General features: G+C 43.0%; 12 protein-coding genes and 1 pseudogene. 5 read left to right on the forward strand and 8 right to left on the reverse strand.

The genetic code is table 11. The features are described 5' to 3' along the window. Window positions 1-310: 310 nt before the first annotated feature. From MHN09_RS10785 to ubiG, 8 genes and pseudogenes are all read right to left on the reverse strand, one after another. Window positions 311-658, reverse strand: a complete 348-nt coding sequence (locus MHN09_RS10785; protein WP_061095167.1) for a hypothetical protein — start codon at window positions 656-658, stop codon at window positions 311-313. Window positions 659-1,283: 625 nt separating this feature from the next. Next, window positions 1,284-1,967: a DUF4145 domain-containing protein gene (locus tag MHN09_RS10790; protein WP_081099378.1), complete on the reverse strand. Its 684-nt coding sequence runs from the start codon at window positions 1,965-1,967 to the stop codon at window positions 1,284-1,286. A 49-nt stretch (window positions 1,968-2,016) separates the two neighbouring features. Then, entirely contained in the window at window positions 2,017-2,442 is a 426-nt protein-coding gene (locus MHN09_RS10795) for a hypothetical protein (protein ID WP_061095166.1), read from the reverse strand. Window positions 2,443-2,733: 291 nt separating this feature from the next. Then, on the reverse strand, window positions 2,734-2,994 hold the full coding sequence (gene yfaE, locus MHN09_RS10800; protein WP_081099377.1) for a class I ribonucleotide reductase maintenance protein YfaE: 261 nt from the start codon (window positions 2,992-2,994) through the stop codon (window positions 2,734-2,736). A gap of 13 nt (window positions 2,995-3,007) precedes the next feature. Further along, window positions 3,008-4,138: a class Ia ribonucleoside-diphosphate reductase subunit beta gene (gene nrdB, locus MHN09_RS10805; protein WP_061095165.1), complete on the reverse strand. Its 1,131-nt coding sequence runs from the start codon at window positions 4,136-4,138 to the stop codon at window positions 3,008-3,010. 202 nt (window positions 4,139-4,340) lie between these two features. Continuing rightward, window positions 4,341-4,673, reverse strand: a pseudogene (locus MHN09_RS10810) (ribonucleotide-diphosphate reductase subunit beta); the annotation flags it as partial. A 122-nt stretch (window positions 4,674-4,795) separates the two neighbouring features. Continuing rightward, entirely contained in the window at window positions 4,796-7,117 is a 2,322-nt protein-coding gene (gene nrdA / locus MHN09_RS10815; RefSeq protein ID WP_239240668.1) for a class 1a ribonucleoside-diphosphate reductase subunit alpha, read from the reverse strand. Between the two features lie 549 nt (window positions 7,118-7,666). Beyond that, a complete protein-coding gene (gene ubiG, locus MHN09_RS10820; RefSeq protein ID WP_014949647.1) occupies window positions 7,667-8,371 on the reverse strand; it encodes a bifunctional 2-polyprenyl-6-hydroxyphenol methylase/3-demethylubiquinol 3-O-methyltransferase UbiG in 705 nt (234 codons plus the stop codon). A 302-nt stretch (window positions 8,372-8,673) separates the two neighbouring features. Here ubiG and gyrA point away from each other — a divergent pair, with 302 nt between their 5' ends. The 5 genes from gyrA to rpsA all read left to right on the forward strand — a co-directional run bounded on the left by gyrA (window position 8,674) and on the right by rpsA (window position 16,548). Continuing rightward, a complete protein-coding gene (gene gyrA, locus MHN09_RS10825; RefSeq protein WP_156078409.1) occupies window positions 8,674-11,388 on the forward strand; it encodes a DNA topoisomerase (ATP-hydrolyzing) subunit A in 2,715 nt (904 codons plus the stop codon). A 145-nt stretch (window positions 11,389-11,533) separates the two neighbouring features. Continuing rightward, on the forward strand, window positions 11,534-12,619 hold the full coding sequence (gene serC, locus MHN09_RS10830) for a 3-phosphoserine/phosphohydroxythreonine transaminase (RefSeq protein ID WP_014949645.1): 1,086 nt from the start codon (window positions 11,534-11,536) through the stop codon (window positions 12,617-12,619). A gap of 1 nt (window position 12,620) precedes the next feature. Then, entirely contained in the window at window positions 12,621-13,904 is a 1,284-nt protein-coding gene (aroA, locus tag MHN09_RS10835) for a 3-phosphoshikimate 1-carboxyvinyltransferase (RefSeq protein WP_156078408.1), read from the forward strand. Between the two features lie 183 nt (window positions 13,905-14,087). After that, window positions 14,088-14,759, forward strand: coding sequence for a (d)CMP kinase (cmk, locus tag MHN09_RS10840; RefSeq protein ID WP_014949643.1), 672 nt, complete (start codon window positions 14,088-14,090; stop codon window positions 14,757-14,759). A 118-nt stretch (window positions 14,760-14,877) separates the two neighbouring features. After that, window positions 14,878-16,548 (forward strand): 30S ribosomal protein S1, encoded by a 1,671-nt coding sequence (rpsA, locus tag MHN09_RS10845; RefSeq protein ID WP_014949642.1) that lies wholly within the window; start codon window positions 14,878-14,880, stop codon window positions 16,546-16,548. The last annotated feature ends 47 nt before the right edge of the window (window positions 16,549-16,595 follow it).

Here is a 16,595-nt window from a genome sequence, read left to right on the forward strand (position 1 = left end):
GTCTTTGGCTACGCTCAGTCTATTTAACTTGGAGTGTATATAAATATCATCAAGCCCTTTTTCTTCAAGGACTGCCCGTACATCGTACATTAGAGAAAGCACTAGTCTCCTTTCTTTCTCTAGTTTTGCAAAGAGTCTGTCAACTGATGAAACTTTACCCATGCCTTTTGTCCTTTTGAAATTAACGTTAATTTGCCTGCACAAATATTATCGAGTATTTCAGCAAGTAAAAAAAGACATCAAAATGATGTGTGCGAAAACCTAAAAAACATTGATTTTCAATATCTTAAAGCATTACTAAGTAAAATTGCTATGCAGGCCTATCTGTGGCTAGGTATTTTTCGTAGTTCCTAGTATGAAAGTCATTGATAAACCACATTTGAAAAAGAGGAGTTGTTATCGATGGGAGAATGCCTTCTCTTAAAACTTCATAAAGGCCTTTTTTTCCCTCAGTTACGTAGACTTGACAACAAAAGTGGTAATAGGGCTGAACGAGTAGAACTCCTTCATTTTCGATTCGATTGTGATTTTTCATCAATTGCGCCACGCCATCCCGATACTCTTTATTTTCTTCAATATTCGATATCATCGCTTGCGCACCGACTTTGAGCAGCTTCTCTACATTTTCAGACATTGGGTTGATATCTATATCTTCCATTTCAGTGATTTACCATTGTTAATTGAGCTTTCTATTTTAAATGCTAGCAGACAAACGCTATCTTGGCTTCATTTTGTAGACAAATAAGAACAGCATTGTTATGCGCTTGATGAAAAACTATCAGTACTTCGCCTTGATAAAGTGGTTGGTCGCTGCAAGAAACTCTGCAACGTCACCTTCTATTAAAACGTCAATCTGTCTCTCATTTTAAGAGTAACGACCAACTATTTTCGCGTTATAAGTAATCGTTGAGTTGGGAAACAAATGTGAAAAGTATTCATGCACTTTCTTTCCCTAATTCATCCAATTCACAAGAGATTTTCCTATTCTTAAGATAATAATCGATTTGCTGAGAGGGTTCGTAGTATAGTCGCAGCGTTGCTTTAGCTCGGTAGCCGTAATTAAGCGGGATTTAGACTTCAACTATTATCTGTTATTTCAAGCGGCAATTCGTGCAAATAGTTGATGTTGGGGTAAAATTCAGTGATTAGCAATGCTCGTTAAACGTACCGAGCAGCCGACCAGTATCAGAGGCTTTCTTAGATAACTAACGGAGATTCGACACCAAAGCCGGGGCAGGTCTAAAAAAGTCCCGCACTTGAAGGGCTGAGTCGGTCTCTATTTGTTATGAGCCTTTTAATGGCGGCTTTCCCATTTGTTCAAGCTTTTCATTAAGCTTATCCTTGCGCGCCTTTAATTTCCTAGGCTGCACGAACACATAATCTAATAATGCTTCAAGAACTTCTATTAGCCATTCAGACTCTCCGTCTTCAACGTCTACAATCTCTCCAGAGTGGCTATTTTTCAATGGGTGGGCTGCGAAATTTCCTACTGTTCTAATAGCATCTACGGCCTCTGATAAGTAAGTTGGAACATCAGAAGAAGCAATGAAAACATCGATTTCATCTGATAGATTTCTTTTTTTTATTTTTAGCTCTAGATGAAATATCTTTTGCAAGAGTCGCCTTGAAAGGGCCGCACTAGCTTTTGGACTTAAAGGAAGCACTAAATATGCTTCCTTTAATTCTTCTCTATATTCTTGAGGTATTTCTTCAGGTAACAGCTTCCCAGTAGATTGGGGATAAATAGCTTTTTCTTCTTTTATCTTTCTTAACCTGCATTCTCCGCTGAGTTCCGAAACTTCACCTTCCCTATACATTACAACGATATTGCTACAAGAAGGACAAAGTTGAACAGCAAAACCAAAACCACTCTCGAATTCTGCGTCTTCATCTTGTTCAGAGAAAAAATAATATTGAGAGTTATCCGGTTGTACGTGAAACTCTTTAGTGCATGTTGGACATTGCATCAGATCATCCTTAACTCATAACACCCGCATAACAGAAATAACATTTACCTTACTGAATAAAGCACTTGCCAAGTCTGGTTTTCGTAGATACAGAGCTCACATCCACAAGCTTTGCCATGAACCAGCCTACAATTTCAGGTGACTTAATATCTTTTTTAACTTCAATAACCAAAAGCTCACCAAAATCACCAGCTAAATTTAGCGATTCTAATTCCCAATTCTTATTTTCTAACAACACCCAATACATACTGTTTGTTGCTCTTTCACTTCCATCTTTGCTAAGCGTGTTCTTACTAGTTTTGAAGTCGACTATTTCTAAACTCTGATTAATCTCTGCATATCCTGATAGTGACTGCTTTTCGTGATTAGTCTGATGAAACTTATCAAAGTGACAATTGATTGTTTCAGATGCAAATACGACGTGAGGGAAGGTTGAAACTAATAAAAACAGAATTGTCAATTCTTTGAGCTTCATAAAATATCCTTATGCACCTAGCAACTTGTTACTGAGGTCATATAGTAACACTCAGTTTCGTTGAAAAAACATTTTTTTGTTTTCATTTGTATAATTGAATGCTCGTATCCTTGTACTTGCAGACTGTTTATGAACGCTTTTAGTACATAGCGGAAAGGGGGTATGTGAAGCGAAAATTTCGATAGCTGTGCAATAAAATCTGCTTGAAGCGTGTTGCAGACGGTCACACCAAACCAATTAGAATATCGTTTATGGGAACTGTGTTCATGCTGTCCAACAGTTTTACTAATTCTAACGGGTTAAATCTATAACAATATCTGTCAGAGGTTTTGAGCAGCAAGGGAGAAACTCTTCATCATGGATGAAGGCAAGAGGGTCAATGATATATTCAACAGAACCCGTGCCCAATGGGCACCGACAAGCGCCACAAAAGCCTTCTTTACAATGGTATTGAATGTCGATATTAATCGCCAAAAGAGACTTTAAAATTGTGTCCCCAGAGTCCGGTACATCAATAGTCCCGAACTCTGTTTTACATATTATTTTCTTCACAAGACGTAACTAATTAGAGTTCAAAGTCTTCAAAATCTTCTGAGTTAACTTCGGCACTAATTTGACCTACTAAGTAGCTGGAAATTTCAGATTCCTGTGGAGCAACCTGAACATTATCGGAGCTAAGGTAGTTATTCATCCAAGGTAATGGGTTGCTTAAAACGTCGAAAGGCTGATCGAAACCAATAACGCTCATGCGTTGGTTAGCGATATATTCGACATAAGACTTTAAGATTTGAGCATTTAGGCCGATCATAGAGCCATCTTTAAATAAATAGTCTGCCCATTCTTTTTCTTGCTCAACTGCTGATAAAAAAATATTTCGTGCTTCATCGTGCAGTTCCTCAGCAATCTCTTTCATTTCAGGATCGTCTCTGCCACTTCGCCAAAGATTAATAACATGCTGTGTTGATGTTAAATGAAGATTTTCATCTCTTGCAATTAGACGCAGTATTTTTCCAGAGCCTTCACACATCTTTCTCTCTGAAAAGGCAAATGTGCAGGCAAATGAAACATAAAATCGAATGGCTTCTAGTGCGTTGACTGATTGCATACAGAGGAAAAGTTTCTTCTTAAGTTCACGAACCGTAATGTTGTGGCTAACTCCATTAACTTTATGAACACCTTCGCCTAAAGTCTGCCAAAGTTGAGTAGCAAAAATAAGATCATCATAATACTTGCTGACGTCAACCGCACGTTTGATGATATTCGGATTTTGAGTGATATCATCAAAGACTGGTGAAGGGTCGTTAAACACATTTCTCATAATGTGTGTATAAGATCTTGAGTGAATGGATTCGAAGAAAACCCAACTATCGACCCAAAGCTCAAATTCACTTAGAGAGCAGATAGGAAGGAGTGCAATGCTCGGACTACGACCTTGTACGGAGTCCAAAAGCGTCTGATATTTTAGGTTAGAAGTGAATATATGCTTTTCAGAATCAGTCATTTTATTAAAGTCGATTCTGTCTCTGCTAAGATCCACCTCTTCAGGTCGCCAGAAAAAACTTATTTGCTTTTCAGTAAGCCTTTCAAAGATTGAGTGCTTCTGCTGATCGAATCTCGATACATTCACTGAATTTCCAAAAAAAATAGGCTCACTAAGTGGGTCGTTACTTTCTTTTCTAAATGTTTGGTAGGCCATGTCAATCTCTCTCGAATTAGTGAATAGTCAGCATATAGTGCGTTGTTTCCGATATACCAAAACTTTTCTTTTCACCTGTTTTGGTAACGACAAACTCTGCTTTTGGTAAAATTACCATATCTTTGCTGATGCAATTTTCATTTATTTTTGGTGTCTCACACTCACTCACTCGCTGATTTGTGATAGTTTTTTGTCGGAATTCGGTTTCAACCCAAGTTTCTAACTCTGGTAGTGAAATAATAGGCAAGAACGCGATGTTCGGGCTACGGCCTTGCACCGAATCTAACAGGGTTTGGTACTTAAGGTTTGAAATAAAGATGTGCTTTTCTGGGTCGGTCAATTTTTGGAAATCAACACGGTCGCGAGAAACGTCAACTTCTTCAGGGCGCCAAAAAAAGCTAATTTGCTTCTCAATAAGCTTTTCGAATATGGCATGCTTTTGCTGGTCGTAGCGTGCAACGTTTACGGGGTTACCGAAAAACATCGGCTCGATCAATGGATTAGTACTTTGCTGATTAAACGTAGTGTATTTCATGATGGCCTAACTAAAAACTTAATGATTAACGCGTATTATTGTTTGTGTTCTTGCTGCGAAACGTTAATGGCAAATGCAGTTAACTCCTTTTATGCATTTGCCATTTAAACAGGGGGCGTGTTCTAAATCTTACACGCACCACCTGCACAATCATCATCTTCCTCTACAACCTCTTCTTCTTGACGTGGCATAGGCTCGCTCGCTTTAGCATCGAGAGCAGATGTGTCTGACGCGCCGTCGCGAGTGTTATGATAGTAAAGTGTTTTAACACCCAGTTTATACGTAGTAAGAAGGTCCTTAAGAAGAAGCTTCATTGGTACCTTGTTACCTTCGTAACGGCTTGGATCGTAGTTGGTATTCGCTGAGATAGTTTGGTCGATAAACTTCTGCATGATACCAACAAGTTGTAGGTAACCATCGTTTGAAGGAATATCCCAAAGTAGCTCGTATTGGTCTCTCAGCGTTTCGTACTCAGGTACAACTTGCTTAAGAACACCATCTTTGCTCGACTTAATGCTGATAAAACCACGCGGTGGCTCAATGCCGTTTGTCGCGTTTGAAATCTGAGAAGACGTCTCTGACGGCATTAATGCTGACAGCGTAGAGTTACGCAAACCGTGAGTTTTGATTTCTTCACGAAGTGCATCCCAGTCGTAATGAAGTGGTTCATTACATACGCTATCAAGATCTTTCTTGTAGCTATCAATTGGCATGATGCCTTGAGAATAGGTGGTTTCGTTAAACTTAGGACACGCACCTTTTTCTTTAGCAAGATTGTTCGACGCTTTTAATAGGTAATACTGCATTGCTTCGAACGTGCGGTGAACTAGACCGTTCGCGCTGTGATCAGAATATTTAACGCCATTTTTAGCAAGGTAGTATGCAAAGTTGATAACACCGACACCTAGCGTACGACGTCCCATTGTAGCGTTATATGCAGCAGGAACGGGGTAGTCCTGGTAATCAAGCAGGTTATCTAGCGCACGTACTGCAAGGTCAGACAGCTCTTCAAACTCGTCCAGTGACTTAATCGCACCTAAGTTAAACGCTGACAGCGTACATAGTGCAATTTCACCGTTCTCATCATTAACGTGCTGAAGCGGCTTAGTAGGTAGCGCAATTTCAAGGCACAGGTTGCTCTGACGAACTGGCGCAACTTCTGGGTTAAACGGGCTGTGCGTATTACAGTGGTCAACGTTTTGTAGGTAAATACGACCTGTGCTTGCACGCTCTTGCATGAACAAGCTGAATAGCTCCATCGCTTTAATTTGCTTCTTACGGATGCTGTCGTCGTTTTCGTATTTAACGTATAGCTCTTCAAACTTCTCTTGGTCAGCGAAGAAGGCATCGTAAAGACCTGGAACGTCAGACGGGCTAAATAGTGAGATATAGCCGTCTTTCATCATGCGCTGGTACATTAGTTTGTTGAACTGAACGCCGTAATCTAGGTGACGTACACGGTTTTCTTCAACCCCACGGTTGTTCTTAAGCACTAACAGTGATTCAACTTCCATATGCCAGATAGGGTAGAACAGCGTAGCAGCGCCACCACGAACACCACCTTGTGAACAGCTTTTAACGGCTGTTTGGAAGTATTTGTAGAACGGAATACAACCCGTATGGAATGCTTCACCGCCGCGAATAGGGCTACCTAGTGCGCGTATACGGCCTGCATTTACACCGATACCAGCGCGCTGGCTTACGTATTTAACAATGGCACTTGCCGTTGCATTGATTGAGTCTAAGCTATCGCCGGTTTCGATAAGTACACATGAGCTAAACTGGCGAGTAGGCGTACGTACGCCAGCCATAATAGGTGTAGGCAATGACAGCTTGAATGTTGAAGCGGCATCATAGAAGCGGCGGATGTAGTCCATACGCGTCGCTTTATCGTAATTTGCGAAAAGGCATGCCGCCACTAAGATATATAGGAACTGTGCACTTTCGTAGATTTCACCTGTAACTCGGTTTTGAACCAGGTATTTACCTTCAAGCTGTTTAACTGCAGCGTAGCTGAAGTTCATGTCTCGCCAATGGTCGATATACGAGTCCATTTCAGCAAATTCTTCAGGCGTGTAGTCTTCAAGCAAGTGCTTATCGTATTTGCCCATATCAACCATTTTACCTACATGCTCAAGTAGGGCAGGCGGCTCAAATTGACCATAGGCTTTTTTGCGGAGGTGGAAAATGGCCAAGCGTGCAGCTAGGTATTGATAATCTGGCGCATCGGTAGAAATAAGATCTGCCGCTGATTTGATCAGGGTTTCATGGATCTCGCTAGTATTGATACCGTCATAAAACTGGATTTGTGCCTTGATTTCAACTTGTGAAACTGAAACGTTTTTAAGTCCTTTGGCTGCCCATGTCACGACTTTGTGGATTTTCTCTAAGTCGATGGACTCTTTTTCACCGTTGCGTTTGGTGACTAATAAGTTGTTGTTCATGTTACTGGCCGTTTGTCTGTTAGCGCTTGATGCGTGGGCTATGTAATGCCCATTTTCATTTTTAATTTATTGAGTGTGAGTGAGATTATCACCATTGGCTCACGCCAGATAACAACACACACGAAAGCGGCCTAAACCAATACCGAAAGTACAAAGTAGAGACTGCTCATTTAATTTTTTCACTGCATTTATATTTTCAGCGAGGTTGATGTCATACACTGCATATGGCATTGCCATAATCTCGTTAGCGATCTGTGCGATCCCAGAAAATCTGCATTGGGATCACGTGCTGAATTAAACACAAGATAGTGAGGTTTTAGTCTTAATGCAACCCAATATCTGGTGGTATTTCAAGCACTCAATCTGGCATGAAATTTATGTTAGTAACAACTAACTTTTTAGCGTTCTACAAGCGTAAAATATCTGGATTGCAAGCATTTTTAATTATTTCTTCGACATAAAAATTAATTTATTCTTAGAAAATAGTTTTTATATAAACACGATATATGGTGTTTAAAATATCGCCGCAACCCAATATATAGTGTTAAATTAATTTTGCGCTACTGTATATAGTAAGTAGTTAACGTCGACATTATTCGCAGAGAGATAAAAGCCTTGAGAAATTGGGTCCATGTGTAGACCTGTCATATCTCGAGGCAGCAAACCAGCATGATCGGTCATCGCCATAAGTTCAGATGGTTTGATGAACTTACTGTGATCGTGGGTGCCCTTTGGAACCAGTTTAAGGATATATTCCGCTCCCACGATCCCCATCAGATACGACTTTAGGTTTCGGTTAAGCGTAGAAAAGAAAACATGGCCACCAGGCTTAACCAACTTAGCACAGGCCAGCACAACAGAAGCAGGGTCGGGTACATGCTCTAACATTTCCATACAGGTTACCACGTCGAACTGTCCTGCATTTGCTTCTGCGAATGCTTCGGCAGTTGAACATACGTAGTCAACTTTTACCCCTGATTCTAAACCGTGCAGCTTCGCTACTTCTAACGACGCTTCAGCCATATCCAAGCCGGTTACCGTCGCGCCTGCACGCGCCATAGATTCTGCTAAAATACCGCCACCACAGCCAATATCGACGACTTTTTTGTCAAACAGGCCTTCACTGTGTTGATTAATGAAGTCTAAGCGAAGTGGGTTAATAAGGTGCAATGGCTTAAATTCGCCTTCTGGATCCCACCAGCGTGAAGCGAGTTCAGAGAACTTATTGATTTCTTGTTGATCGACGTTCGTCATGAGTAAAACAATCCTTAATCTATCTCTTTTTAAGATATCGTAAATTACGGTTGTGTTTCACTGTTTTTAAACAGAAATAGACAAATTATAAGAAGGGTCGAACGAAAAATAATCGCTTGCCTTTTAGTTGATTAATAAGCGTAATTAAGCGCTACATAATTCTGTCATCAAGTGGTACACTCGAAGCACGATTATGACCCACATAATAATAACAGTGCGCTCCCACGCCTTGTTTTCACAATGATGTGAAGCGAAGTGCTGGATAACGCAGAACAAACCAAGATAAAGGGATTAAGCAGTTTATGTCTGATAACGCTAAAGAAATCCTCCCCGTTAATATTGAGGAAGAGTTAAAGAACTCTTACCTTGATTACGCGATGAGCGTTATTGTCGGGCGAGCCTTGCCTGACGTAAGAGATGGCTTGAAGCCAGTGCACCGTCGTGTGCTGTTCGCAATGAACGAACTGAAAAACGACTTTAACAAGCCATACAAAAAATCTGCCCGTGTGGTAGGTGACGTAATTGGTAAATATCACCCTCACGGTGACTCTGCAGTTTACGACACTATTGTTCGTATGGCCCAACCGTTCTCACTTCGCTATATGCTAGTAGACGGTCAAGGTAACTTCGGATCGGTAGACGGCGACTCTGCTGCTGCGATGCGTTATACCGAAGTTCGCATGGCTAAAATTGCGCACGAGTTACTTGCCGATTTAGATAAAGAGACCGTAGATTTCGTACCTAACTACGATGGTACAGAGCATATTCCTGAAGTATTACCAACGAAGGTGCCTAACCTTCTTGTTAACGGTTCATCGGGTATCGCGGTTGGTATGGCGACGAATATTCCGCCACATAACCTCACCGAAGTAATCAACGGCTGCGTAGCGTTAATTCAAGACCCGTCTATTACCATCGACGACTTGATGACACACATTCCAGGTCCAGATTTCCCAACGGCGGCGATGATCAGCGGGCGCAAGGGAATTGAAGATGCGTATCGCACAGGCCGCGGTAAAATTTATCTTCGTGCTAAGGCGGAAATTGAAACTGACAGCAACGGTAAAGAAACCATTGTTGTTAACGAGATCCCTTACCAGGTTAACAAAGCGCGTCTTATTGAAAAGATTGCTGAACTGGTAAAAGAAAAGCGCATCGAAGGCGTTTCTGCACTGCGAGACGAGTCTGATAAAGACGGTATGCGCATTGTTATCGAAGTTAAACGCAACGAATCTGCTGAAGTCCTACTTAATCATTTATACGCGAATACCCAGCTTCAAACGGTATTCGGTATTAACATGGTTGCGCTTGATAACGGTCAGCCTAAGGTATTCAACCTTAAAGAAACGCTAGAATGCTTTATTCTTCACCGCCGTGAAGTAGTAACACGTCGTACTGTTTTTGAATTACGTAAAGCCCGTGACCGCGCTCACATTCTTGAAGGTTTGGCGATAGCGCTTGCGAACATCGACCCAATTATCGAGTTGATTAAAGCGTCACAAAGCCCAGCAGACGCCAAGAAATCGCTTGTAGCACAAGGTTGGGACTTAGGTGATGTAGCGCAAATGCTTGAGCGTGCAGGCGATGACGCTGCACGTCCTGACTGGTTAATGCCAGAATTTGGTATTCGCGACGGCAAGTACTACCTGACAGAACAGCAAGCGCAAGCTATTCTTGACCTTCGCTTACACAAGCTAACGGGTCTTGAGCACGAGAAGATCCTTGAAGAGTACAAGCAACTTCTAGAGATCATCGCAGAACTTCTTCACATCCTAAATAGCCCAGAGCGTTTGATGGAAGTGATTCAAGAAGAACTTGAAAAAGTACGTGATGAATTTGGTGATGAGCGTCGTACTGAAATTACGGCAGCAAGTCACGATATTGATATTGAAGATCTTATAGAGCAAGAAGATGTTGTAGTAACGCTTTCTCGCGAAGGTTATGTGAAATATCAAAAACTTACAGACTACGAAGCACAGCGTCGTGGTGGCCGTGGTAAATCAGCAACCAAGATGAAAGATGAAGATTTCATCGAAAGATTATTGGTAGCTAATACCCACGATCACATACTTTGCTTCTCAACCCGTGGTCGCTTGTACTGGTTGAAAGTATATCAGTTGCCGTTTGCTAGCCGTAACGCGCGCGGACGCCCAATTGTTAACATCCTACCGCTTGAAGAGAACGAACGTATTACTGCTATTCTTCCTATTAAAGAGTTTGAAGAAGGCAAGTTTGTACTGATGGCGACGGCAAACGGTACGGTTAAAAAGACTGACCTGAGCCTATATTCTCGCCCACGTTCAAGCGGTATTATCGCCGTTAACCTGAACGAAGGTGATGAGCTGATTGGTGTTGATATCACTCACGGTGATGACGACATAATGTTGTTCTCTGATGCAGGTAAAGTGGTTCGCTTCAACGAGAAGCTTCGCGACAGCGAAACCGGTGAAGTTAAGCGTGACCCAGAGACGGGTGAAGAGCTTCTGGCACTTCGTCCTATGGGAAGAACAGCCACAGGTGTTCGCGGTATTCGTCTGCAAGATGGTCAAAAAGTGGTATCACTTATTGTTCCTAAAGGCGACGGCCCAATCCTGACAGCAACAGAGAATGGTTTCGGTAAGCGTACTCCGCTTGAAGATTACCCTGCGAAGAGCCGTGCGACACAAGGTGTTGTATCAATTAAGGTGTCTGAGCGTAATGGTAAAGTGGTTGGCGCGGTTCAAGTAGACGAAACCAATGAAATTATGCTTATTAGTGACCAAGGCACACTGGTTCGTACCCGTGTAGGCGAAGTGTCAGTAGTAGGCCGTAACACACAAGGCGTTCGCTTAATACGCACCGTAGAAGGTGAGCACGTTGTAGGGTTACAACGCATTGAAGAAGTGGAAGAGTTACAAGAATTCGACGAAGACGGTAACCTAATCATTTCAGACGATGCGCCAGAACAAGCAGAAACTGCTGTTCAAGAGCAAGAGAACACCGCAGAAGACGGTGACGGCTTAACGACAGAAGAGTAGGGATAGGGCGCAGGTATTCATACTTGCGCATTATCAGTGTTCTTTCAAACAAGCGGCTTAAGCCGCTTGTTTACCTAATAGACCCGCAAAATGTTCAAAACAAAGCGAGTTAAACGGTAATTATCTACAGGTGTTGAAAAACGCGATGAAAGAGGTTTTTAATTTTAGTGCTGGCCCGGCTATGCTTCCAAAAGAAGTCATGGAAAAAGCACAATCAGAATTTACAAATTGGCGCGACCTAGGCTGCTCTGTAATGGAAGTAAGCCATCGTGGTAAAGACTTCATTGAAATAGCGGCAAAAGCTGAGCAAGATTTGCGAGATTTGTTGTCCATTCCTTCCAACTATCATGTGCTGTTCACGCACGGTGGTGGGCGTGGGCAATTTGCCGCTGTACCGCTCAACTTATCAAACGCTAACGATACCAGTCTTCACTTAGTCAGCGGTTCTTGGTCTAAAGGTGCCGTTGACGAAGCAAACAAATACAACCACGCCAAAGTGGTGGGTGAAGTGTCTGAAAAAGACGGCTGTCACTACGTTGCGCAGCCTCAGTTGAGCGATATTGATCAATCTGCCGCGTATTACCATTTCTGTCCAAATGAAACCGTTGACGGAATAGCTTTTGATTGGCTACCAGAGTCGGGCAAGGTTCCGCTTGTTTCTGATATGTCTTCGACTATATTGTCTCAGCCGTTAGATGTAGCAAAACATGGCGTTATATACGCTGGCGCACAAAAGAATATCGGCCCAAGCGGCTTATCAGTTGTTATTGTTCGCGAAGACCTGGTTGGCAAAGCACGTAAAGAAACGCCCTCTATCTTCGATTATGCACTAGCGGCAAAGTCTGACTCTATGTACAACACACCGCCAACGTTTTCATGGTATTTGGCTGGCCTTGTATTTGAGTGGCTTAAAGATATGGGCGGTGTTGATGCTATGGCGAAACGCAATGCGGAAAAGGCGGCGTTATTGTATTCAGCTATTGATAGCTCTGACTTTTACTCAAGTAAAGTTCACCCTGATAACCGTTCAAAAATGAACGTGCCGTTTCATTTAGCCAATGCTGAACTTGACGGATTGTTCCTTAAACAGTCGCAAGAAGCAGGGTTACTTGCTCTTAAAGGGCATCGTTCAGTTGGGGGCATGCGTGCCAGTATTTATAATGCAATGCCAGTAGAGGGCATTGTTGCGCTAGTTGAATTTATGCGCGAATTTGAAAGAGTGAATGGATAAAATGGAGCAGTTAACATTAGACCCGATTGCAAAAGTATCGGGAGAGATCAATGTACCTGGCTCAAAAAGTCTGTCTAACCGCGCACTACTGCTTGCCGCGTTAGCTGAAGGTGAAACTGAATTAACCAACTTGCTTGATAGCGAAGATATTGAGCACATGCTAAATGCACTAACTAAATTAGGCATAAACTACCGCCTTAGCGAAGATAAAACACAATGTGTTGTGCAAGGTAACGGTGGTGCATTTAACGTAGCAGAGCCACTTGAGCTTTTCTTGGGTAATGCGGGTACAGCAATGCGTCCTTTGTGCGCTGCACTTGCTGCAAGTAACGTTGATACGGTACTTACCGGTGAACCGCGCATGGAAGAGCGTCCAATTGGCGACTTAGTCGATGCGCTACGCGAAGCCGATGCTGAAGTAACTTACCTTAAAAATGAAGGTTACCCACCGCTACAAATTAAAGGTAAGACTTTAAACGGCGGTGAAATGTCGGTAGACGGCAGTGTATCTAGCCAGTTCTTAACCGCGCTCTTAATGGCAGCTCCGCTCTTTTCTGGCGATGTGACTATTCGCATAAAAGGTGAGTTGGTTTCTAAGCCTTATATCGATATCACGTTAGATACCATGGCGAAGTTTGGCGTTACTGTTAAAAATGATAACTACCAAACGTTCACGATTTCTGGTGACGCTAAGTATATTGCGCCGGGTAAATTTATGGTAGAAGGCGATGCATCGTCAGCATCTTACTTCCTTGCAGCCGGTGCCATTAAAGGTGGAACGGTACGCGTAACCGGAATTGGCCAGAACAGCATTCAAGGTGACATTCGTTTTGCTGATGTACTTGAGGCCATGGGTGCAACGGTGGTTTGGAACGATGAGTATGTTGAAATAACGGGTGCGCCGCTTAAAGGCGTGAACATGGATATGAACCATATTCCAGATGCGGCCATGACCATCGCGACTACGGCATTGTTTGCTGAAGGTCCAACGACCATGACTAATATTTATAACTGGCGTGTTAAGGAAACAGACCGTCTTGCGGCTATGGCCACCGAGCTTCAAAAGTTGGGCGCGAAAGTGGAAGAAGGGCATGACTATATTAAAGTGTGGCCAACTGAGTCGCTAAAACATGCTGAGATAGACACGTATAACGACCATCGCATTGCCATGTGCTTCTCGCTTGTTGCGTTAAGCGATACGCCGGTAACAATAAACGACCCGGGCTGCACGCGCAAAACGTTCCCAGACTACTTTACCCGCTTTAAAACACTGTATAGCGCGTAAAGGCTCAAAAAATATTGCTCTTAAATAATGGTAGGCAATGCCGGTAATCGCCTTACTTGCCCCATTGATCTGAATCAGGTTTAACCTGATCTTCAATGCCGCCAATTAGAGGCGGCATTGCTTATCTCTCACTAAAGCGTATAATTGCGCGCGATTTTTAGTAATTTAAACGATGGAGCAGGTATGCATTCCACACCCGTAGTCACGGTTGACGGTCCTAGTGGTGCAGGCAAAGGTACATTAAGTAGCTTGCTGGCAAAAAAATTAGGGTGGCACTTTCTAGATAGCGGTGCAATTTACCGCGTATTAGCAGTTGCTGCACTTCACCACGACCTTCCGTGTGATGATGAAGAATGTGTTGTTCCTCTAGCAACCGGTCTTGATGTTAGTTTCGAGACGAATGGCGATACCACTCGCATTATCTTAGAAGGCGAAGACGTTACTGACGATATTCGCACTGAAGAAGTTGGCGCTGTGGCATCAAAAGTTGCAGCATTACCCCGGGTTCGCGAAGCACTACTTCGCAGACAGCGTGCTTTCCAACAAGATCCTGGTCTTGTTGCCGACGGTCGCGACATGGGTACAGTGGTATTTCCCGAAGCGCCTGTAAAGATTTTCCTCACAGCAAGCGCAGAAGCCCGTGCAGAACGCCGCTATAGCCAGTTGAAAGCAAAGGGCATGGATGTTAATATTGCGCGCCTTTTAACCGATATCAAGGCAAGAGACGAGCGCGATACACAGCGTGCAGTGGCTCCTTTGGTACCGGCACAAGATGCAGTAATTATAGATTCAACGGACTTGGATATTGACCAAGTCTTTGAAAAAGCGATGGATATTATTTCCTCACGCCTTTAATGACGAGAGCTGATCGCATCCAAAGCAGTGTTGCTACAGGAAGTGGCGACTAATTTTAATAACCCCGCGTTATCCGGATAAGAAGCGTGGATATCAACTTAAAAGTTATTTGAGACTTATGACTGAAAATTTTGCACAACTTTTTGAAGAAAGCTTACAAGAACTAGAAACACGTCCTGGTTCAATTGTAAAAGGTACTGTTGTTTCTATCGACAAAGACATCGTTCTTGTTGATGCAGGCTTGAAATCAGAAAGTGCTATCCCAGCTGACCAATTCAAAAACGCTGAAGGCGAACTAGAAATCGCTATCGGTGACCAAGTAGACGTAGCACTAGATGCAGTTGAAGATGGTTTCGGTGAAACTATCCTTTCTCGCGAAAAAGCGAAGCGTCACGAAGCGTGGGTTGAGCTGGAAAAAGCTTACGAAGATAAAGCTACTATCAAAGGCGTTATCAACGGTAAAGTTAAAGGCGGTTTCACTGTTGAAGTTAACAGTGTACGCGCGTTCCTTCCTGGTTCTCTTGTTGACGTACGTCCAGTACGTGACACTACGCACCTTGAAGGCAAAGAGCTTGAATTTAAAGTTATCAAGCTTGACGCTAAGCGTAACAACGTTGTTGTTTCTCGTCGTGCAGTTATCGAAGCAGAAAGCAGCGCAGAGCGCGAAACGCTTCTTGCTAACCTTGAAGAAGGTCATGAAATCAAGGGTATCGTTAAGAACCTTACCGATTACGGTGCGTTCGTTGACCTTGGTGGCGTAGACGGTCTTCTACACATCACTGATATGGCTTGGAAGCGCGTTAAGCACCCAAGTGAAATCGTGAATGTTGGTGACGAAATCAACGTTAAAGTACTTAAGTTCGACAAAGAGAAGCAGCGTGTTTCTCTTGGCATGAAGCAAATGGGCAACGATCCATGGCAAGAAATTGCTTCTCGTTACCCAGAAGGTACTAAGATCAACGGTCAGGTTACTAACCTTACTGACTACGGCTGCTTCGTTGAAATCGAAGACGGCGTTGAAGGTCTTGTACACGTTTCTGAAATGGATTGGACTAACAAGAACATCCACCCATCTAAAGTTGTTAACCTAGGTGACACTGTAGATGTAATGGTTCTTGAAATTGACGAAGAGCGTCGTCGTATTTCTCTAGGTCTTAAGCAGTGCATTGCTAACCCTTGGGAAACATTTGCTGAGTCACACGAAAAAGGTGACAAAGTGTCTGGTAAGATCAAGTCAATCACTGACTTCGGTATCTTCATCGGTCTTGACGGCGGCATCGACGGTCTAGTTCACCTTTCTGACATCAGCTGGAACAAGTCTGGTGAAGACGCGGTTCGCGACTACAAGAAAGGCGACGAAATCTCTGCAGTTGTACTTCAAGTCGACCCAGAGCGTGAGCGTATCTCTCTTGGCGTTAAGCAAATCGAAGAAGATCCTTTCAACAAGTATCTGACAGATAACAAGAAAGGTGCTATCGTTACTGGTACAGTAACAGCAGTTGATGCGAAAGGCGTTACTGTAAACCTAGCTGAAGAAGTTGACGGCTACATCCGCGTTGCAGATCTTGCTGTAGAGCGTGTTGAAGACGCAACAGAAGTAGCAAGCGTTGGTGATAGCATCGAAGCGAAGTTCATGGGCGTTGACCGTAAGAACCGCACTGTTAACCTATCTGTTAAAGCGAAAGATCAGGCTGACGAAAAAGAAGCTATCGATAAAGTTAACCAGCAAGAAGATGTTGGTTTCGCTAACGCGATGGCAGAAGCATTTAAAGCTGCTAAAGGCGAATAATGCTTTTGTGGGTGTGCAGATGCACACCCAATTCGCGATAGCTGTTT

This window comes from Alteromonas sp. MmMcT2-5, from assembly GCF_022348315.1.
GTDB lineage: Bacteria > Pseudomonadota > Gammaproteobacteria > Enterobacterales > Alteromonadaceae > Alteromonas > Alteromonas macleodii.